Raw genomic sequence first — 21,790 nt, forward strand, 5'->3', positions numbered from 1 at the left:
TACCCCTCACTATCCAAATTATATTTTCATAAATTTTAATAGAAGAATTCAAACTTTGTCATGTAGGTGATTCCAAGGTCATCAGAGGTCAATCCGGTTAGATTTTTATTTTTAATTTTGAGGTCTTGTCCCTCAATTGTCCAAATAACATTCTTGCTTATCGTGCTTTGAAAAGCAACAAAAAGCCCTTTAATATTATCAGTGCCTTTCACCATTGTTGAATACGGATCTGTAGCGTAGCTCATTGCCTGAGCATCAAAGCCACCGGCACCGGATGGAATTGCACCGGCGTCAATGCTGCGATACGCAATTGACCAGCCAAAGTCCCCTTTTTTCTTATAATCTACAAGGTTTTTAGCCGAATAAAAGATGGGGGGAGCCTTAGCGGCGCTAGTGAGTTCGACAGCCCAGCCTTTAGGAGATGTAGGCAAATTGCTTGCTTCTTTAAGATCAGTGGCTACATAGTCGCCAATCAGCATGTACTTACCTAGCTTGACGTCAACACCAGCGGCCCAGCCTTCTGATTTATTAAAGGAACCAATATTGGTATTCATTGAGCCTGTGCCACTTGCAGTGCTGGTACCTGGAACATCGGACCAGTAATAACCGGCTCTCCAGCCAATATTTTCACTTGCCTTACCGGATAGTTGGGCCGTAGTGAGGGTGTTGGCGTCACCACTATCGCCTATACCATTGCCTAGATTAGAATTTGATTTGATGTTATTTACCGAACCAGTAAACAATACTTTGCCGATGTTTTCATCAACCCGAACGCCATCAACTCCAACTGCTTTGCCGAAAAGTCCGTGGGTAAAGTCGTCATACGGAAAACGTCCAATACGGACTTTATCGATTCCAAACACATTTTTAGCCGTTACTGCTAACATATCAAAAGAAGCATTTGTTCCGTCAGGATTATTATTGTAATTGCCGAATTTGCTACTTGCTGATAGTCGTGCCATCCAGGAAATATCTTCGTTAATGGTCCCCTGGAATTTAATGCGTTGCCGGAAGTCAAATTTATCTGAACCATGCAGTTTATTTCCTGAAGCCTTGGCCTCATTCCCCATAACACGCACACGCGTTTCGCCACTAATCCAGGTATTTGTTTTACTTTCAACTTTAGCTATCCGCGCACCCAGGCGGTTCAGTTCTCCAGCAAATTCGGCCGACAGTTTGTCTATTAATTCCTTGTTAGCTTCATCAGCAGTCTCAAATTTATCCATTGCCTTCGCAACAATAAAAGCAAACTCGTAACGACTCATTGTTCTGTCGCCTTTAAAGGTTTGGTCGCTATAACCATCAACAATACCAGCCTTAGCTAATTTGCCCACAGCACCATAAGCCCAATGGCCGACAGGAACATCGCGGAAAGACGGCGTAACAGCAGCATAAACAGGATTGTCAAATACCGGCATGCCAGCCATGGTTATGGACATAAGCGCCAATGGTACAATTGCCAACCATTTTTTTAGTGTTTTTGTTTTCTTCATGAAAATCTCTCTCCCTACTTTTTAGTTATAGCGTCCATGTTTTTCAACGGCGTCAAAGAATACTTGCCCATTTATACACTCCAATTTATTTTATATAAATTTGGATACTAATTCGCACGTTTAACTATTTTCAGAACACTTGACAGCCGGCGGCTTAGGCATGGTTGCAAAAATCAGACAAATTATCCCGACCAGGCCGATAGCCGCATTAAGCTGAAACGCCGGCGTATAACTCTGAAAAGAATCAAACAATTTCCCGCCAACTACACCGGCACCGGAAACAACGACAGCAGAAATTGCCTGCAGCATGCCATTAATTTTGGGAAAGGCTGTCGGCCCAAAAAAGTTGCCCAGCATGGTGTTTTGAGCCACAAAAGACCAGCCAAAACCTGCACCATAAAACACAGCTGCTACATAGGCTGCCACCAGCATGCCAGGAGCAGCCTGAACAGCAAGATACGAGCCGATAAAGTAACAACTAATGCCTAACATGAAGACATAACGAGCCGCCATTCTATCCATGAGCCAGCCGCTGATCAACCGTCCAAAGATTCCACCCATGGTAAACAGACCCATGGCAAACGCCGCATCTGCCGACGAAATCCCTTTGCCTTTCAAATGCATAATCCAGTGGGCGGTAAAGAAGAAAAACGGCCATTGACTAGCAGCCGCAGCCAGCACTGTCAACCAATAGGTAACCGATTTATAGACATCAGCCGGTTCCCAGACATATTTCGTTACTAAGGCGTTGGTTACAGGCGTTGCTGCTACCGTTACCGCCACTTCTTGTCCATCAGGGATTTGCCCGATATCCTGGGGACGTTCTTTTACAAAAAACCAGGCAATCAGAGCACTAATAACAACAATTCCAGTTACTACCAACCAAGCTAACCGCCAGTTACCCCCATTGGCCGCAATCAGTTGGTTCATAGCCGGTGCACCAATAAAACCAGCAAAGCCTGAAGCGGTCATAGCCAAAGCCATGGCTCTTCCCCGGAATTTAACAAACCAGCGGGTAACGGTTGTCGATAATGCCACAATTGTGCCAAAACCCAGACCACAACCAACTATAAAACCAAAACCTACTAAATAATGCCAGGGCTGCGTGGCAACCTGTGCCAGCCATAATGTACCGACAGCCAGCAAACCTGAGCCAATTACAAAGGTCTTGCGGACTCCCCACTTAGTAATTGTCATCCCGACAAAAATGGCCGACGTACCAACAAATAAATTCATCAACGAGAAACCTAAGCCGTAAGTAGTGCGATCCATGGGTATTTCCTTTAACATGAAGGAATTGATAACAGCACCGCCGTATAGTGGAAAACCCATATTGAGCAAGTACAAGGTCCATAACACCCCAACCAGCTTCCAACCATAAAATTTTTGCTCATTCGCCATGTATACCCCTCCTATTTTTATTTCCGCATTACTATAAAGCAATTTCCATGCCAATAATTGAAAACCCCCATCGCTACTGCTTTCTACAGTATTTGTAGAGTGAATTAACACAATATATTGACTGTATTGCAACATCATTTTGCGAAAGGTGACTATTTTGCAACATTTTCTTATATTCTGAACAATATAATTTTTTTCGCAGTAGAGGAAGGAATTTGTATATACAACGTCGTACCTTACAGTTAATTGGTATAAAACAATATGCGTTTTGACGATCTCATATTGGGAGGGAGGTGTCTTATGCCTCAAAACTCAATTTGTTTCATGCCGCAAGAGGTTGGCAAATCTGCTAACCCAACCAAAGAAAAGATAATCTTCGTTACCGACAAAAAAGGCTATCTGATACTTTCCAATACCAAAGCTGCTTTATCTATCGGCGTACCTATGGAGCAATTACTGCATTTAAATATGCGCGAACTTATCCGTAATGGCAATATCAATACTTCTTATACACTGCAGGCTGCCCAAAACCGGCGTATCGAACGGGGCTTGGTTACAACTAAATTCGAAGCGGAATTATTAGCAATAAGTACGCCTGTTTTTGACAACAAGGGTGAGCTCCTCTATCTGTTAACTACCTGTGTGCCAAACCCATCCCGCAGGGTAACCCCGGTGAATAACCCCGGCCTGAAAAATATCCAGACCGGTACTTTTCGTGGTTTGGTCCTGGCCCCTGAGAACATTGTCGCTGAAAGTAGCGCCATGAAGACCATACTGCGCATAGCATCGACAATATCCCAGACCGATAGTCCAATTGTCCTGTACGGAGAATCAGGCACTGGCAAAGAAGTACTGGCTCAGTATATCCACCGGCAAAGCAAACGTTCTGCGGGAGCATTTATTGCCATAAACTGTGCTGCTTTATCAGAATCATTAGCCGAAGCAGAGCTCTTTGGTTATGACAAAGGGGCCTTTACCGGTGCTCATGCTCAGGGAAAAACCGGCTTGATTGAAGCAGCCGATGGCGGAACCTTGTTCCTGGACGAAATTGCTGAATTACCCCTTGCCTTGCAGGCTAAGCTGCTGCGTGTTTTAGAAGCAGGCGAGATTCGCCGCGTTGGCAGTTGTGTAAATCGCACAATTGATTTCCGGCTTATTGCCGCAACAAATAAAAACTTAAAACAGATGACCGAAGAAGGCACTTTTCGCAAAGACCTTTTTTATCGCCTAAATGTGCTCAGCCTGTTACTGCCGCCTTTACGTGAGAGACCGGAAGATGTTACCATGCTAGCCCTGAAATTTCTGAAAGATTTTAATAGTAAATACAATCTGAGCACCAACCTGGATAGTAACACGTTAAGCGCTTTTCAACACTATGACTGGCCGGGAAACGTGAGAGAACTACGCAATGAGGTGGAAAAATACGTAATTGCCAACATCCAGGACAATTCCAATCAATTCTTAGCGGCAATGTCTGGAATGGCAAAACAGATTTCACAGCCCGACTACGACTATACAAACTCACAAGAAAACTACGGTCCACTAAAACAGGCCATACGTCAATTTGAAGAACAATATATTGATAGTGTTCTAAAGGTATGCAATTTTCAAATGGGCAAAGCAGCCGATCGACTAGGCATTTGCCGAACCGTACTGTATCGAAAAATGAAGGCCTTTTCCGAAGCCAAAAGAACTCATCTGTAAATTAAGCCAAAAATCCGTACCTGCTGTCAAAAGCAAGTACGGATTTTCCATGTTACTATTTTCGCCATGGCCAGGCGGTTTGATTAAATAAACGCTGGCGGAAAATCTGCCATAATTCTTTGAAGGCTTCTTGAATATTGTCTGCATTACGTCCTAATGACCGAAAACAATAAGCCTCTTTAGTGAGCTTAGTACCTGCTAATAGCACACCGTACTTGTTAGCTATTTTTTCTAGACAGCCTTCCTCATCTTCAATATTTCGCTGCACCACATAGCCTAGCTCTTGTTCGGCGTTAGGGTTAATAACCCAAAAAGTACCAGTATGCGTATAGCCATGTACCAGGCCAAGCGGGTTGTTCCACGACTGCAGCTCAGTCGGAACGCTTGATGGCTCAAGCACAAACCGGTCACTGAAGATAAGCTCCTTATCAATATAGATATTGGTCTGCTGATCCAGTTTGCTATAGGCGAAACGCTCCTGCCGCGCCAAGCGGCCGGGAGCATTAATTTCCCAAAACAGAACCGATGCCTGGCTTGAAACCAAGATATTGGTTCTACTTAACAAACAGCTTTCCGCAAAGGGAATTATAACTTCCGGCATATACTCCAGCCGCGCACCAGCCTCTACACATATTGTTGTAAACTGCTTGGAACAGTTGCGCGTGGGGGAACGGAAAACCTTCGTAGCGCCCTGCCCCATTATGACAGCTTGCGCATTTTCTTTCACACGTACATAAATAGAATGCTGATCTCCCTGTAGAAGACCAGCAGCAGGATTCATGATAAAAAAATTTACTGTCTGTTCACTAACAGGATAAAGCGGACTCGATACCCGGAGCGGCATACGCTGCCGTACGGAACTAAGCACACTACGACCATTTATCGCCGCTACCTCAGCTTGAACAATTCCCCGCTTTAATTTGGCTAGCATCAGGCAATATCCTCCATAATGACATTGTGACGAATCCAGGATAACACTTGCTGCAGGCCCTCTTCGGTTTTTAAGTTCGTAAACAAAAATGGTCTCTCGCCGCGCATGCGTTTAGAATCGCTGGCCATAACTTCCAGGCTGGCACCAACATACGGGGCCAGGTCAATTTTATTAATAACCAACAGGTCTGAGCGAGTAATGCCTGGACCACCTTTGCGGGGAATCTTTTCACCCTGCGCAACATCAATAATATAAATGGCCACATCGACAAGTTCGGGGCTAAAGGTTGCAGCTAAGTTATCGCCGCCGCTTTCCACGAAAATAATCTCCAAGTCAGGATGACGTTCTAGTAAAACTTCCATTGCTTCCAGATTCATCGAAGCATCTTCCCGTATGGCTGTATGGGGACAGCCGCCTGTCTCAACACCAATAATACGGTCAGGCGGCAAAATACCGTTATGACAAAGAAACTGCGCATCCTCTTTAGTAAAAATATCGTTGGTTATAACAGCTAAGCTAAAATCAGCCGCTAAATAGCGGGTTAGTTTTTCTACCAGCGCTGTTTTCCCTGCACCAACCGGACCACCTACTCCAATTCGAATGGGTTTCATACCCAGGCCTCCTATGACATAAATATTCGTGAATATAAGCATTCATGAGCCATCCCAGCCCAGTCAAAAGCAGGGGCACTACCGCCCCAATCCTGTTCTGTTGCCGCTAAAACCCAGTCAATACACTGCTCTACAAGTGGCTGAAGCTGAGCAATGACTTGCTGGCCACTAGTCTGCCCCAGTGGAATGGCCCGTACTCCATTGGCAACTAAAGAAACAACAGCAGCATGAGCATAGGCCGCCAATAGCGGAGCAAGCTCCATACCCATTGCACCATAGTGGCCAAATACTATCGCATGATGGCACCAAGGCAGCTTACTATCAAGCTGATACGCTGGATCAATTTCACCTAACATTTGCCGTAGGCGCTTACCCATTTTAACACTGCCATCCCGGCTTTCATAAGGTAGTTTCATCGCATGAAGCCGTTTATCCAAAGCAGCCAGCTTGTTCCTATCCGACATCCCGGCTGCCTGCCAGGCAAGCTTAACAGCCAGTAAGTCTGTGGCTCGCCAAGTATAGTAGAGGTAAGTCTGCATATATGTAGTCAACTGTTGTCCGTTTTTAATATCACCACGCTGAATAAAGGTTTCCATCCCAAAAGACTGCGTAAAACTTCCTGAAGGAAAAGCGGAATCAGCGAGCTGCATGAGCCTCAGCCCTGCTTGTAATGAAGGCTTGTTCATGGGGCAAAAGGGCGATTTTCTACTTGTATTGTTAAACCCAGCTTTTGCAACTGATCCTCTAAAACGGAATTATAGGGTGTAATAACTGTTTGTGTAGTAATTTCTATAGGAGCATGCAGGTTACCGATTGCGTGGGCTGCTAACCCCATAGTACGCATAGTACTGACAGACACAACTAAAACAGCTTCTTCTTTGACTTCCACAATAATGATATGATTACCCTCGCGGTGCAATATATCGCCGGGGTGTAAATGTCCGTTCTCCAACTGAATGCCAATATCCCGGCCCACGTCAGTAGTTTTGCGCAAGATTCTTTTATGAAGCTCATCCCAGGATAGTACTACCCTTTCAATGGTCAAGTCCGTACTGTCACCGTGATGAACATGATTTAAGTCAGCTAGTTTACCTACAACTTGACGAATCATCATTTCGACTAACTCCCTTACTTTAGCTTCTTCTATTAAAATAGAAAATACCGCTGAGCCATAGGCAGTACAGACAGTGGTTCACAGACAAGTGCCTCGCCATCAGCTGTAACCTGATACGTTTCCGGATCTACTGAAATTACAGGTGTTGCAAAGTTATGCTTCATATCTTGCTTGCTAATATTGCGGCAATTAACAACAGGCACTAGCGTTTTCTCCAGCTTGAGCTGTTCTGTTAGCATAGCAGTATCAGCAGCTTGCGAAACAAAAGTAACTGCACAACTGGCAATAGCCTTACCAAAAGCAGCAAACATCGGCCGCTGGATTACAGGCTGTGGTGTCGGAATAGAGGCGTTAGCATCACCCATAGCAGCATTCATGATCAAGCCCCCTTTAATAACCAGAGCCGGCTTAACACCAAAAAACTTGGGCTGCCACAATACCAGGTCAGCTAGTTTTCCTTGTTCTACCGAGCCGACTATATGACTAATACCGTGAGTTATCGCCGGATTAATAGTATATTTGCTGATATACCGTTTAATACGGTTGTTGTCACTATCTGCATTGTCCCCTGCTAATACTCCCCGCTGCAACTTCATCTTATGGGCTGTCTGCCAGGTTCTGATAATGACCTCTCCGACCCGGCCCATGGCCTGGGAGTCTGATGACATCATGGAGATAACCCCCAAATCGTGAAGGATATCCTCGGCAGCGATTGTTTCCGGGCGAATGCGCGAATCAGCGAAAGCAACATCTTCCGGTACGTTTTTATCAAGATGGTGACAAACCATCAGCATATCTAAGTGTTCTTCCAAGGTATTTACTGTAAACGGTCTGGTAGGATTCGTTGAAGATGGCAGAACATTCGGCAGTGAAGCTACCGTAATAATGTCTGGTGCATGCCCGCCGCCGGCTCCTTCGGTGTGAAAGGTATGGATTGTACGACCGCCAATAGCGGCTATCGTATCTTCGACAAATCCGGCTTCATTTAGCGTGTCGGTATGAATGGCAACCTGGACATCATATTCATCAGCCACCCTTAGACAACAGTCAATGGCTGCCGGAGTAGAACCCCAGTCTTCGTGTAATTTGAGACCGATTGCTCCCGCTTTAACCTGGGCGACTAAAGGTTCAGGACACGAATTGTTTCCCTTACCAAAAAAGCCAAGATTTACCGGAAACGCTTCTGCAGCCTGCAACATGCGATACATATTCCACTCGCCTGGTGTGCACGTAGTAGCATTGGTACCTGCTGCCGGTCCAGTGCCACCGCCCAACATGGTAGTGACTCCTGAAGCAATGGCTGTTTCAATTTGCTGGGGGCAAATGAAGTGAATGTGTGAATCTATGCCGCCAGCTGTAACGATGTGGTTCTCGCCAGCAATCACCTCTGTGCCGGCCCCGATAGAAAGATTGACCCCAGCCATAGTTTTGGGATTGCCAGCTTGACCTACTCCGTAAATTCGACCGTCTTTAATTCCAATATCGGCCTTGATTATACCCCAATGATCAATAATCACCGCGTTGGTAATCACAAGATCCATGGCTTCTGCGAGCGCCTCCGGGTCTTGTCCCATACCATCACGTATGACCTTTCCGCCGCCAAATTTGGCTTCATCACCGGGTTTTGTCAGGTCTTTCTCAATTTCAGCCCATAGCTCAGTATCGGCTAGTCTTATTTTATCACCGGTAGTCGGCCCGTACATATCGGCATGCTGTCGCCGTGTCATTATTAAACTCACTATAATCCCCCCTTGGCCTCTTCCTAAAAGCTATTTCACAAATCCTTTTTCTCTGGCCCTGTCAATGCATTGCTGCCTGTCGGTCGAACCTGCAGTTAAGTTATTGGCGCCAAACCAGGGGCCGCTGCCGGAAAACACTACAAGTTCTACAGCGCGGCTCTCGCCAGGTTCGAAACGAACAGCTGTCCCTGAGGGAATATTAAGCCGCATCCCCCAAGACTTAGTTCGATCAAATACTAAGTAACGGTTGACCTCAAAAAAGTGAAAGTGAGACCCTACCTGAATTGGCCGGTCACCAGTATTGGCAACAGTTATTCTATCTATTACAAGATTACAGTTAGCACGAATGATCTCATTTGCCAACTTTAGTTCGCCTGGTATCATAGTTAAGGCCTCCCTGCTAAACGAATGGGATGATGCACGGTAACCAGCTTTGTGCCATCAGGAAAAGTTCCTTCTAGCTGAATTTCATCGATCATTTCCGGCACGCCTTCCATAACCTGATCACGTCCTAAAATTTTAGTCCCCATGTCCATAAGTTGAGCCACACTATAACCATCGCGAATGCGTTCCAGCAATTCTGCTGTTATCAAGGCTACAGCCTCAGGATAGTTGAGCTGCAGCCCCCGGTTCAGGCGTTCACGGGCTACCTGCCCGGCAACATAAATTAAAAGTTTATCTTTTTCCATTGGACTCAGATGCATTCTCTAACCCCCTATCAACACTTCACCTAAACAGCCATTCTTTTTTGAATTTCTTCTTGATTACTGTCTTTGGTCAAACCTTCTGCCACAATCTGCCCTTTTTCCATGACATAATAGTAGTCAGCGACATCCATGATAAATTCGAGATACTGCTCCACTATAAGAATAGTTATATTTCCTTCCTGCCTTAGCTGCTTAATAACTCTGCCAATATCTTTAATTACTGACGGTTGAATCCCTTCTGTAGGTTCATCTAAAATAAGCAGTTTAGGATTGGTTGCAAGGGCCCTGGCAATAGCTAACTGCTGCTGTTGGCCGCCGCTTAAGTCACCACCTTTTCTAGTAAGCATAGTTTTTAAAATAGGAAATAAAGTAAATATTTTATCACTGATTTCACCTTTGCTGCCACCCATTTCAAGGCCTAGCAGCAAATTTTCATATACAGTTAATTGCGGGAAAATATCCCGCCCCTGCGGTACATAGCTAATACCCTGCCTGGCTCGCCAGTAAGTTGCGCTATTAATAAGTTCCTGGCCGTTAAAAATAATACTACCCCCGGGCGTATTTACAAGCCCCATTATACTTTTGAGAAAAGTTGACTTACCAACCCCGTTCCGGCCTAGCAGGCAAACAACGGTCCCTGCCGCTACCTCAATATTTACTTTGTTTAAAATATTACTTTCGCCATAAAATGCATCTAAATTTTTTACGCTAAGCATCCTGCTCTCCACCTCGCCCCAGATAGACGTCGATGACTTTGGGATTGTTTTGTATATCGTAAACACTGCCTTCATCAAGTACTGCGCCTTCATGCAACACCGTGACTTTAGTTGCAAAATCTCTGACGAACTGCATATCATGCTCAACAACTACAACGGTGCAATCATTACAAATCTTTTTCAGTAATTCCCCGGTCTTCTCAGTTTCTCTTCTGCCCATGCCGGCAACAGGTTCATCAAGCAGCATTAACTTAGGCTGCTGCGCTAGCAGCATACCGATTTCCAACCACTGTTTTTCCCCATGCGATAAGGCAGCTGCTTCGCTGTGGCGTTTTTCATATAGACCAATAGTGTTTAATATATCATCATTACACTCTTGCTGCGCTTTGCTCATACTACCAAACAGGGAGGAATACAACGAGCGATCTTTTACCACCGTAAGCTCCATGTTTTCATCGACAGTAAGACTAGTAAATACTGACGGCACTTGAAACTTGCGGCCAATACCGATAGTAACAATCTCATGCTCGGCATATCTTGTTACATCCAGATTCCCTTTAAACAAAACCTGACCATCTGCAGGCTTTACCCGCCCACAAATTGCATCAAGCAATGTTGTTTTACCAGCGCCGTTAGGGCCAATAAAAAACCGTATTTCACCTTTAGCAATCTCGGTATTCACACTATTTACGGCCTTAAAGCCATCAAAACTAACAGTCAGATTATCAATCTGCAAAATTGGTTCCATTTATCCTGCCACCTTTCACCATCATGCTGCCTCACTCGGCTTTACACCTTTACTTTTGGGAACACCTACGCGCTGGGCAAACTTCCTGACAAGTCCCACAAGGCCTTCAGGCATAAACAAAACTACACCGACAAAGGCAAAGCCAATAAAATACGACCACACATCAGGGAAGCTTTCACTTACACCGCTCTTGAGAGCGTTAACAAGGATGGCTCCGATAACAGCCCCGACTAAAGTTCCCCGCCCGCCGATGGCTACCCAAATGATCATTTCAATGGACGGAACGATGCCCATCTCGGCTGGAGAAATGATGCCCACCTGCGGGACAAAGATAGCGCCAGCCAAACCCGCAAAAGCGGCTGAAAGGCAATACACGAAGATTTTATAGGTGGCCGGGTTATATCCGGAAAATCGGACCCTGTTTTCACCGTCGCGAATCGCGATAAGTATTTTGCCGATCCGGCGTTCCACCAATACCCGGCAGATAGTGTAGGTCAAAACCAGCAGACCTACTGTCACATAATAAAGAACCAGCTTAGTTGTATCATCCGCTAACGAAAAACCCATTATACTCTTATAGTTTGTTAAGCCGTTTGTACCGCCGGTATAGGCTTGCTGACCAACAAAAAGGACGACAAATATAATAGCTAAGGCTTGTGATAATATCGAAAAATACACGCCTTGTATCCGATTTTTAAAGGTTAAATAGCCGATTACAAAGGCTATCAACGTTGGAATGAGTATTGCTAAGACCATGGCTGCCGCCCCATTGGCAAACGGTGCCCAAAACCACGGCAAAACCTCAAGGCCGCTCCAGGACATAAAGTCCGGTAATTTGCCTTTTGCCGCTTCCAACTTTAAATACATGGCCATAGCATAGGCCCCAAGGCCAAAATATACCCCGTGACCAAGACTCATAATCCCGGTATAACCCCAGATCAAATCCAGTCCAATGGCCAAAATCGCATAGGCCACAAACTTTCCCAGCAGATTTGTTCTGAATTCTGATAAAAACAAGGGCGCCAAAACCAGCCCGGCAACAATAATCAAAAAAACCAGTTTTTCTTTGGATTTAATCCTATGTAAAAGGTTCAAGGGTAGCCCTCCTTCCTTTGTATGCTGCTTAATCTAATGAGCGGCTGTTAATGGTAAATAGCCCTTTAGGCCGCCATTGCAAAAACATAATAACAAGTGTAAAGACTAACACTTTGCCTACTGAAGTATTGGTGAAAAACTCAAAGGTGGTGTTCGCAGTACCGATTACCAGCCCCCCTGCGACTGTACCAAGCAGTGTTCCCACACCACCAAGCACAACAACCATAAAAGTGTCCACAATATAGTACGTACCAAGGGTAGAGCCAATGGAACCGAGCAAGGTTAACGCACAGCCGGCAATACCGGCAATACCTGAGCCTACAGCAAACGTGTAAGCATCAACAAGTCTGGTATTAATACCAAGGCTAGCCGCCATTTCTCTGTTTTGCATAACAGCTCTTATCCAGATACCATATTTGCTTTTGTAAAGCAGCACAAACATCCCGATGATACAGGCAATAACTAAGGCGATGATAAATAGCCGTTTATACGGTAACTGCACGCCTTGAGTAAGTAATAAAGCTCCGTCTAACCAAGCCGGGCTTTTTACATCAACGTTTGGCGCTCCAAAAATACTTCTAGCCAATTGCTGAAGAATCAAACTTATACCCCATGTGGCTAACATACTATCTAAAGGTCTGCCGTAAAGATGCTTTATCACCAAAGTTTCGAGTACGAAACCCATCGCACCGGCAATAACAAAAGCTACTGGAATTGCGGCAACGAAGTATAAACCAAAAAGACTTTTATCAACATAGCTCAAAAAAATATTCTGAATAACATAGGTTACATAAGCACCAATCATAATGAATTCACCATGGGCCATATTAATGACCTTCATTAAGCCGAAGGTAATGGCCAGCCCCAGGGCGGCCAGCATATATATTGAACTGACACTAATGCCGTTAAAAAGCTGCAAGATATACGTATCCATCTGCCCACCACCTTGTTTTATTATGTCAGGCGATGCAGACCAATCACCTGCTGCACCGCCTGACTGCATAAACCTTCTTAGTACTAGTTGCTTATTCCTTTGGCCCAATCATATGTCTTAAGATAGGGGTCAGGTCGTACCGTCTTGCCAGTACTCCAAATTTCTTTAATTAAACCATCTTCAGTAACTTCGCCAATTCTAACAGGCTTCCAGATATGTTGATTCTCACCTTCGATTTTAACAAGTCCTTCAGGTGCTTGGAACTCAATACCTTTTGCTGCCTCTTTTACTTTCTCGATGTCAGTTGTACCTGCTTTAGTAACAGCTTGGGCCCATAAATGAACGGCAATATAAGCTGCTTCAATCGGATCGTCTGTTACCCTGTCGGCACCGTATTTTGCCTTATACTTCTTAACAAACTCTTTGTTTTCTGGAGTATCAGTAGTTTGATAGTAGTTCCACGACACTAGATGGCCCTTCAGATTGTCGGCACCAATCCCGCGAACTTCCTCTTCTGCTACACTTACAGAACAGGTTGTAAGGTCTTTAGCCGTAATACCCGCATCTTTAAGTTGTTTAAAGAACGCCACATTACTGTCCCCATTTAGCGTATTAAAAACAACATCTGGCTTGGACGCCTTAATCTTATTAATAATGGTACTGTAATCAGTGTGGCCGAGAGGTGTATATTCTTCGGCAATTAATTCACCGCCCATGGCTTTGAGCTGTTCTTTGATAATTTTGTTGGCAGTACGAGGGAATACATAGTCAGAACCTAATAAGAACATCTTTTTACCTTTGTTTTGCAGCAGCCATTCTACAGCCGGAACGATTTGCTGATTAGGAGCAGCCCCAGTGTAAAAGATATTAGGCGATGCCTCCATACCTTCGTATTGGACCGGATACCAGAGCAGTCCTTTGTTTTCTTCGAATACCGGCAGAACAGCCTTCCGACTTGCCGAGGTCCAGCAACCAAAAACGGTAGCAACCTTATCCTTTTGTAACAACTTTTTAGCTTTTTCCGCGAAGGTAGTCCAGTTAGATGCACCATCTTCAATTACGGGTTCAATCTTCTTACCTAATAGACCGCCGGAAGCATTAATTTCTTCGATAGCCATTAATTCCGCATCCTTAACAGATACTTCGCTGATTGCCATTGTGCCGCTAAGCGAATGCAATATACCTACTTTAATTGTGTCACCTGCTGCGGACGCAGCTTGTTTGGCCGGCTGGTTTGATGAACAGCCTGTAAGCATTACACTTGCCACTAAAGTCACCGATATAGCTGCAGCAAGGCGCTTCTTAAATTTTTGCATAACACCCTTGGTCATGAGAATTCCACCTTTCAAGCATTTTTTAGTTACTCCAACACCGAATTGGCCATTTCAGGTGCTAATAGATGCCATAGCGCTAGGTCCAAACAAAAAGGCACTGTAAGAAAGGAATATCCGTTAACCGGATACTGTCTTCTCACAGCGCCTGTGCTGGTGGATTACTTTTTTTATTGATGTCTCTATTTTATAGTGTTTAGCAGTTATTTAAAACAGCAAAATCCCGTTATTTTGCATTAAAAAACCGCTAAGAAAACTTTTTGTCTTACGTTGAGCCCCTTGAGGATATGTTTAACCGCAGAGGACACAGAGAGCGCAGAGGGGAGATGTATATCGAGACATTCCCTCTGCGTACTCTGCGTCTCTGCGGTTCAAAAAACACTTTTTTATCTTATAAGATAAGACTTGTCTTGTACCAAGTCCTTTATGTCATCAGAAAGGCTTTCACAAGCCAAGTCTTCTCTTATACTCCAACGGCGTCTGACGTGTGTATTTTTTAAAAAGCCGACAAAAATAATCCGGACTACTATAACCAAGCCGCTCGCTTATTTCATAGTTTTTATACCTGCCCATGCTTAGAAGCTGTTTAGCATGCTCCATTTTGGCTTTTGTAACATAATCATTTAAATTTAACCCTGTTTTTTGCTTAAATATTTTGCTTAAATAATCTTTATGCAGCAATACTTCATTGGCAATCACCTCAAGGGTGTTGCTTTCTTCAATATGTTCCATAACATATTGGCAGGTTCTGCTGATAACACTGTCCGTGTGATGTAGTTCATATTTTCTAATAACTTTTATCCTTGAAGCAACGCAGCTAAGAAAACTATCTTTTACAACCGCCAGCGAGTTACTACGTTCTATCTTGTCTTGATATACTGTATGTTCAAAGTTAGGCAGCCACGGAAAATGTTTGGCTATTACCTGATTAAAATTAGCAAGTATAATTGCCAGCAATTGCTCTAATTTCAAGGTATCCTGCCCCAACATTTCGGCTAATTCGTTAACAGTCTCTTCAGCTACTGCCATTGCTGCAGCATTACCTGTTAATATATATTTCATTATTTCTTTTTCTTTATTTACAGGATAATGTACGGACAGGCTTTCTTCTATCAACCGATGCTCTGCCTGTATTTTTAGCCTGCTACTTTCTTTGCTTGCTAAATGCTGTCTGACTCGATCCAATACTTCGCAAAGTACTGCATCTTCAACAGGTTTTGTTATATAATCAAACACCCCAAGCCTTATGGCTTGTTTAGCATACTTAAAGTCACTGTGAGTACTAAGAAAAATCAGGCAAATATCCACATTGGCCCACTTTAGTTCGTTCGAAAATTCGATGCCATCCATTCCCGGCATCTTAATATCGGTAATAACCAGATCAAAGCTGTCATTCGTAAGCATTTGTAACGCTTCTTTCCCGTCACTGGCCTCACCGGCAATTGTGAACCCGTATGCTTTCCAGTTGAAGCGCTTAAGAATATAACGGGCAGTCTTATCATCATCAATCAGCAGCACCTTATACATAATTTTCTCCTCCAGTTCATGACTTGTTTTCTTTTTTGGCTAGTATTGCTTTAATTTGCTTTGATGCTTCATCAAAATCATAAGCTTTTATCGTACTATGAAGTTGCCAATAGGCAGCACTGCAAATACCTTTTTGCAGAATATCCTGCGACTGTTCAAGTAAAATAGCTGCCTCGGCATCACCAGCTTCAAGTAATTCCACGATCTTTTCCAGCACATCGCGACTATCAGTTATTTGATCAACAAGCGGTGCGTTCACTGCTTCAACAGCAATCCCAGCCTCATATTCCATCGCACACAAGCAGGTTTCATCTAAGGCAATTGCTAAATTTGCTGTACCTGCCAGGACCGCATGGCCGTCCTTTTGCTCTATTGTCTGCTCTAATTGGCGGCAAACCTGAGCTAACCTGTTGGCTCCAATGTTAGCTGCGGTGCCTTTAAGCGTATGCAGCAACATTTTTGCACAATCAAACTCACCTTTAGATAATCGTTCTGCTATGTTTCTTGCATCCTCACCGTGGGTTATAAAACGCCGTAGCAGCTCTTTATATACTGACTTCTTGCCACCTAAACGTGTAACGGCACTTTTAACATCTAAACACGTATTGTTATTAATCACATCAGCAGCTGTTTCTTCTGCTGACCCTAACTCTTGCGGCAAACAAAGATACTTTTTAAGAACGCCGACTAATTTCGCTGCTTCCAATGGTTTGGTCAGATAGCCGCTAAACCCTGCTTGTTTGGCTTTTTCCTCTACCCCTTGTACAGCATCAGCCGACAAAGCCACCAGCGGCGGACATTCCCCGCCTTTTGCAGCTATTATCTGTCTGGCCGTTTCATAGCCATCCATTTCCGGCATCCGTATATCTAACAAAATGGCATCATAATTAGTATTCCTTACCTGTTCTAACGCCATTCGCCCGCTTGGGGCAGTATCAACTGTCAAACCAAAGGTTTCCAGGATTTCCTTAGTCATCTGCAGGTTAATCAGATTATCCTCAACTAACAAAATATGCTTGTTTATCATAAATTTCTTATTTATATCATCATCTGTCTGATGATAGGCAATTTTATCAACAGTTTCAAGCGGTACAGTAAAACTGAAGCAAGATCCTTTGTCGACAACACTTTGAATACTAATGCTCCCTGACATAAGCTCTATTATTTTCCGGGAAATAGCCAACCCTAACCCGGTACCGCCATATTTTCTTGACGTTGAGGCATCACCTTGTGTAAACGCATTAAATAGTCGCTGCTGCTGCTCTTGACTAATTCCAATTCCTGTATCTGTTACTTTGACACCAAGGTTAATTTGACTGCCCTTATTTTCCATAACTTCTACAAAAACAGCAATACTGCCATGATGAGTAAATTTAACACTATTAGAAAGTAGATTCAAAATAACTTGCTTAAGCTTGACTATGTCACCTTTAACATACATTGGTACATCTGGCTGAATATCACGATTAAAAAGCAGGCCCTTTTGCCTCGCCTCCACCTCTACCATACTGCACAGCTCGTGAATGGTATCATATAAATCAAATTCTACTGCTTCTACTGTCATTCGCTGCGCCTCAATCTTCGAAAAATCAAGAATTTCAGTGATAATAGTCAAAAGTCCCTTGGCCGCCTTACTCATCCTGTCGATATATTCCTGCTGCTTCGTCGTAAGCATTGTGCTGCCAAGCAAGTAATTATAGCCAATAACAGTATTCATTGGCGTACGTATTTCATGACTCATATGAGCAAGGAATTCGCTTTTAGCCCTGTTGGCCTGCTCTGCTTCTTCTTTGGCAGATTTCATAGACGTAAACAATTTATTAAAGGTGTCCGCAAGGAGCCGTAATTCCTGTGAGCCTTCAGGCACAAGCCTAAAATGTTCGTTATCAAGAGAAAATGCTTTTAATACTTCATTATAGTTTTGAATTGGACGATTGACCTGGGTAAAAAATAGTCTCATCAGCGTAGCAACAGCCCCAATAATAATTACTGCAAGTATAGCCTGTACTAGTGCAGCCTTATTTGTTCTGTCACGGGCAGCTGATAAGTCCGCTTCTAACCGGGCATTCATGATATTTTGAAATTGCGCGATAGGACTCATTATACTGCGCTTGTCTAAGTCATATTTACTGTCAAACATGATACTCCGCGCTCTGGCTAGTTTTTCTTCCGGACTTAACCTTTTTGTCTTCTCATTTAGCTGAAAGGCGGCAACCTCCGGGGGCATCTCACTTTCAAGTACCCCCTGCGCTTCAAGTACCAGCCGCATGGACTCCTTCTCTGTTTCTACCAGCGCATCTGAATTATTTTTAGCTTCTGCCAGTAATTCCATTTCGGCGCTAGGTGCATTCAGTTCCCCTAACCGCGCTATAACATAATCCCTGGTTTTTGTCAGATTTATTTCTTCCCAGTATTTATACATATGGATAGCATCTGTTGTAACAGCGTACTTTCGGGCTTCATCTGTCAAATAGTCGGAAGCAGTTGCTAGATTAATACCTAACTGCTTAAATTCCGTTCGCCGCTTCTCTGCCGTCTGCTCGTCTTGAATACTAATGTTCATATACATAACACTCCCCCCAAGCAGCAGCGCAATGATAAGAAAAAGCACAAGCATTAAAACACTAATTGTTGACTGTTTTACAATAAATTTGGCCGGCATAAATACACCCCCTGGCACAGAAAATAGCAAAAAGGCATAGCCGGCAAGTTTGATTGCTCAAACGGCCACTATGCCATAAGATACTTTTTTCTTTTATTGTAATGCAAATAACTACAATTGACAAATACTTTTTTTGTTTTATATATACGGGAACTACTTGTATTCAGGTTACCACTACTTTAAAATTAGATATCGACATTCGACTTTACGGAGATGATCTATGGTGAATTATAATAAGCCTGTTAATCAACCAACAATACTAATTGTTGATGATACACCTGAGCATATAGAAACTGCTGTGGCCGTTCTTCGCAATAATAATTTTCACGTTCGCGTTGCTACCAAAAGTAATACAGCTTTAAAATTACTGGAACAACATATGGCCGACTTGATTCTCCTTGATATTTATATGCCGGAAATAAATGGGTTTGAGATTTGTCAGATGATCAAAAGCAACCCTGCCTTCCGTTCGATTCCGATAATCTTTTTGACCTCGCTTAATGATGAAGCAAGTATCAGCAAAGGTTTTCAGCTGGGTGCACAGGACTATGTGACCAAGCCCTTCAATACTTCTGAATTGCTTGCCAGAGTCAACACCCATATCGAACTAAAAAAGCAGACGGAGTCCCTGCAAAATGCTAATAATGAACTAGATAGTTTCTGCTACTCGGTTGCTCATGATCTAAAATCACCTTTGCTATCTTTAAATAAACTTACCGAATATCTTGCTGCCGATTACGCAGATAAAATTGATTCCGATGGGCAGGAACTAATCAGCAACATCCAGGAAAAATCCCAGGAAGTCATCCAAATCATCGATCACCTGCTTGATTTATCACGTATGTGTGAAAGGAAAATGAATCTGACTACTATTGACTTAAATCAGTTATTTTCCAAAACATATACTGAACTAGTTGCACTGGAACCGGTGCGAGATATAGAATTTACACTTGCGCCTCTCCCCACCATTCAGGGCGATGCTCTAATGTTCAAGCTTCTTGTACAAAATATTCTTTCCAACGCCTTAAAATATACGCGCCATAAAGCAAAAGCGTCTATCAAAGTCACAGCTACACAAACTGATACTGAATTTATTATTGCACTTCAAGATAACGGCGCAGGTTTTGATATGAAATATTCAGCCAGATTGTTTAACATATTCCAAAGACTTCACTCCAATAATGAATTTGAAGGTTCTGGCGTTGGGTTAGCAATATGCCAAAAAATACTTAAACGACACCATGGCACGGCATGGATAACAGGAAAAGTCAATGAAGGAGCCAGCTTTTATTTTAGCTTAAGAAAAAAACCTTAAAATAACAGGCAGAAAAATAGCCTCCGCTTTTAAGTGAATTTTCCATGTAATATATATCTAATTACAAATTAGTAGGAGAGTGATGAAAAATGGCCCACTGGCTTGCCAAAACCGAACCGGAAAGTTTTAGCTATGCTGATCTGCAACACTTGGGGCGTGATCGCTGGAATGGTGTAAAAAATTTTACCGCACTAAAACATATAAAAAACATGAGACTAGGTGACCAGATCTTTATTTATCACACCGGCAAGGAAAAGGCAATCGTCGGTGTAGCGGAAATAGTCTCTCCCCCCTACCCCGATCCTGATGAAACCGATAAACGTTTTATTGTCGTAGATGTTGAGCCTCGATACTCCTTAGACCGGCCTGTAACTTTAAAAGAAATTAAAGCTACTGCTACTTTCCAGAAATGGGATCTTGTGCGTCAGTCACGTCTCTCAGTTATGCCTGTTACACAAGAACACTGGGAATTGATACATTCAATGGCTAAGAACTATTCCCTGTAATATTTCCTCAAGTTTTTTTTGCGTTCTTGTCGATAGATAACCATATAACCAGCTATTGTTGCACCGGCAAATAACACCAAGATCCCAATTGTTAAATAGTACAGCACCTTTAACACTCCCATTCAAGCCATTAATACTATTTATCACCCAACCCCTGTAATGCATAATTCTTCTTGTTGCAGATCCAAAAGTTTGCCATTTTGTGTACAGACAACTGGCTTGGTAAAACCTCTGTCTCTGGCATAAAAGGCAATAATATCTGCTTTTTGTCCATTGCTTAAAATCACACTGCTCCCTATAAGATAATCCCGCATATTATCCATGAAGGTCAAGCAGAAAACAGGTTCAAGCTTTTCAAACAAGTCATCTGCCAATATATCAAGCGCCTCAAACGGCGTCATTTTACGACGGTATACCCGATCGGATGTTATCGCATCATAGACATCAGCAATAGAAATAATTTTGGCCTCAGCACAAATTTCATCGCCGATAAGACCAAGGGGATATCCGCTACCATCCATCCGTTCATGGTGCTGCCAAATTCCGAGTTTAATATTCTCAGGAATTCGAGCATCTTTAAGCACTTGATAGCCATCCTGAGGATGCTTCTTAACGGCGGCAAATTCTTCATCAGATAAACGTCCTGGTTTATTTAGTATGGACAAAGGAACAATCAGTTTGCCAATATCATGGAGCAGGCCGGTTAAAATTAGTTTTTTCAACTCAGTACCTTTGTAGTTGCACCACTTACCCAAAATTCCGGTAATTATAGCAACATGTAAGGAGTGATTAAAGGTATTCTCACTATAACATCGTATATCATGCAAATGCTCCAAAACTCCAATTGTTTCTGCCAAAAGGATAATTTTTTGATCGACGAGTTCCTGCATTTCGGCAATTGGAACCTCTCTAAATTTTTTAATATGTCTAAATGCATGAACAATTTTATCAATTGTTTCAGTATAACCCTTTGCAAACTCAGTCTTAGTCATATGAACAGCAATTACTTTCTCCTGCATTTTCTCAGTGGAATCATCAATATTAATAGCTGGCACCCCCCAATTTCGAAGGCTGTCTATTTGCGATTGATTGAGAACAGCTCCCTGGGTCAATAATTTTATAAACCCATCCCCAGCTATCACATCCCTACCTGTGCACATGCCAGGAACTAAATCTTTTGTAAAAATTAAATTCATGCGCAGACCCCCTGGTAATACATGACTATTAACAGTCAGCATCGATAATTATTTAAGATC

General features: G+C 43.2%; 20 protein-coding genes. 3 read left to right on the forward strand and 17 right to left on the reverse strand.

The genetic code is table 11. The annotated features are described in order from the left end of the window. Window positions 1–35 precede the first annotated feature (35 nt). Complete coding sequence (locus AC1ECB_RS15970; protein ID WP_485664698.1) at window positions 36–1,493, reverse strand: S-layer homology domain-containing protein; 1,458 nt, start codon at window positions 1,491–1,493, stop codon at window positions 36–38. 120 nt (window positions 1,494–1,613) lie between these two features. Continuing rightward, the gene (locus tag AC1ECB_RS15975) at window positions 1,614–2,894 is read right to left on the reverse strand and encodes an MFS transporter (RefSeq protein ID WP_485664699.1); all 1,281 of its coding nucleotides are present in this window, start codon (window positions 2,892–2,894) and stop codon (window positions 1,614–1,616) included. Between the two features lie 300 nt (window positions 2,895–3,194). Between AC1ECB_RS15975 and AC1ECB_RS15980 the strand changes: the two genes are divergently transcribed. Further along, window positions 3,195–4,598: a sigma-54 interaction domain-containing protein gene (locus AC1ECB_RS15980; protein ID WP_485664700.1), complete on the forward strand. Its 1,404-nt coding sequence runs from the start codon at window positions 3,195–3,197 to the stop codon at window positions 4,596–4,598. 55 nt (window positions 4,599–4,653) lie between these two features. Here the strand turns inward: AC1ECB_RS15980 and AC1ECB_RS15985 are convergent, their stop codons facing one another. The 14 genes from AC1ECB_RS15985 to AC1ECB_RS16050 all read right to left on the reverse strand — a co-directional run bounded on the left by AC1ECB_RS15985 (window position 4,654) and on the right by AC1ECB_RS16050 (window position 18,713). Continuing rightward, window positions 4,654–5,529 carry an urease accessory protein UreD gene (locus AC1ECB_RS15985; protein ID WP_485664701.1) on the reverse strand — a complete coding sequence of 292 codons (876 nt, stop codon included), beginning with the start codon at window positions 5,527–5,529 and terminating at the stop codon, window positions 4,654–4,656. After that, entirely contained in the window at window positions 5,529–6,140 is a 612-nt protein-coding gene (gene ureG, locus AC1ECB_RS15990) for an urease accessory protein UreG (protein WP_485664702.1), read from the reverse strand. Before ureG ends, AC1ECB_RS15985 begins: the two co-directional genes overlap by 1 nt. 11 nt (window positions 6,141–6,151) lie before the next feature. Continuing rightward, window positions 6,152–6,790, reverse strand: a complete 639-nt coding sequence (locus AC1ECB_RS15995; RefSeq protein ID WP_485664703.1) for an urease accessory protein UreF — start codon at window positions 6,788–6,790, stop codon at window positions 6,152–6,154. A 32-nt stretch (window positions 6,791–6,822) separates the two neighbouring features. Next, window positions 6,823–7,254, reverse strand: coding sequence for an urease accessory protein UreE (locus AC1ECB_RS16000; RefSeq protein WP_485664704.1), 432 nt, complete (start codon window positions 7,252–7,254; stop codon window positions 6,823–6,825). Between the two features lie 32 nt (window positions 7,255–7,286). Next, on the reverse strand, window positions 7,287–8,993 hold the full coding sequence (gene ureC, locus AC1ECB_RS16005; protein WP_485664705.1) for an urease subunit alpha: 1,707 nt from the start codon (window positions 8,991–8,993) through the stop codon (window positions 7,287–7,289). Between the two features lie 30 nt (window positions 8,994–9,023). Next, on the reverse strand, window positions 9,024–9,377 hold the full coding sequence (gene ureB, locus AC1ECB_RS16010; protein WP_485664706.1) for an urease subunit beta: 354 nt from the start codon (window positions 9,375–9,377) through the stop codon (window positions 9,024–9,026). Window positions 9,378–9,379: 2 nt separating this feature from the next. Beyond that, a complete protein-coding gene (locus tag AC1ECB_RS16015) occupies window positions 9,380–9,697 on the reverse strand; it encodes an urease subunit gamma (RefSeq protein WP_464261566.1) in 318 nt (105 codons plus the stop codon). Window positions 9,698–9,723: 26 nt separating this feature from the next. Then, entirely contained in the window at window positions 9,724–10,416 is a 693-nt protein-coding gene (gene urtE, locus AC1ECB_RS16020) for an urea ABC transporter ATP-binding subunit UrtE (protein ID WP_485664707.1), read from the reverse strand. Beyond that, complete coding sequence (gene urtD, locus AC1ECB_RS16025; protein ID WP_485664708.1) at window positions 10,409–11,164, reverse strand: urea ABC transporter ATP-binding protein UrtD; 756 nt, start codon at window positions 11,162–11,164, stop codon at window positions 10,409–10,411. The genes urtE and urtD overlap by 8 nt, the downstream gene beginning before the upstream one ends. Window positions 11,165–11,185: 21 nt before the next feature. Next, complete coding sequence (gene urtC, locus AC1ECB_RS16030; protein WP_485664709.1) at window positions 11,186–12,259, reverse strand: urea ABC transporter permease subunit UrtC; 1,074 nt, start codon at window positions 12,257–12,259, stop codon at window positions 11,186–11,188. A gap of 28 nt (window positions 12,260–12,287) precedes the next feature. Next, window positions 12,288–13,262 (reverse strand): urea ABC transporter permease subunit UrtB, encoded by a 975-nt coding sequence (gene urtB, locus AC1ECB_RS16035; protein WP_485664710.1) that lies wholly within the window; start codon window positions 13,260–13,262, stop codon window positions 12,288–12,290. Between the two features lie 14 nt (window positions 13,263–13,276). Beyond that, on the reverse strand, window positions 13,277–14,524 hold the full coding sequence (gene urtA / locus AC1ECB_RS16040) for an urea ABC transporter substrate-binding protein (RefSeq protein WP_485664711.1): 1,248 nt from the start codon (window positions 14,522–14,524) through the stop codon (window positions 13,277–13,279). A gap of 444 nt (window positions 14,525–14,968) precedes the next feature. After that, window positions 14,969–16,051, reverse strand: a complete 1,083-nt coding sequence (locus AC1ECB_RS16045) for a response regulator transcription factor (protein ID WP_485664712.1) — start codon at window positions 16,049–16,051, stop codon at window positions 14,969–14,971. Between the two features lie 16 nt (window positions 16,052–16,067). Then, window positions 16,068–18,713, reverse strand: a complete 2,646-nt coding sequence (locus AC1ECB_RS16050) for an ATP-binding protein (RefSeq protein WP_485664713.1) — start codon at window positions 18,711–18,713, stop codon at window positions 16,068–16,070. 220 nt (window positions 18,714–18,933) lie between these two features. Here AC1ECB_RS16050 and AC1ECB_RS16055 point away from each other — a divergent pair, with 220 nt between their 5' ends. Continuing rightward, on the forward strand, window positions 18,934–20,028 hold the full coding sequence (locus tag AC1ECB_RS16055) for a hybrid sensor histidine kinase/response regulator (protein WP_485664714.1): 1,095 nt from the start codon (window positions 18,934–18,936) through the stop codon (window positions 20,026–20,028). Window positions 20,029–20,117: 89 nt separating this feature from the next. Further along, entirely contained in the window at window positions 20,118–20,534 is a 417-nt protein-coding gene (locus AC1ECB_RS16060) for an EVE domain-containing protein (protein WP_485664715.1), read from the forward strand. Window positions 20,535–20,677: 143 nt separating this feature from the next. Here AC1ECB_RS16060 and AC1ECB_RS16065 read toward each other — a convergent pair whose 3' ends face one another. Further along, window positions 20,678–21,730 (reverse strand): HD-GYP domain-containing protein, encoded by a 1,053-nt coding sequence (locus AC1ECB_RS16065; RefSeq protein ID WP_485664716.1) that lies wholly within the window; start codon window positions 21,728–21,730, stop codon window positions 20,678–20,680. Window positions 21,731–21,790 lie beyond the last annotated feature (60 nt).

Source organism: Sporomusa sp. 246TCP1 (genome assembly GCF_057319775.1).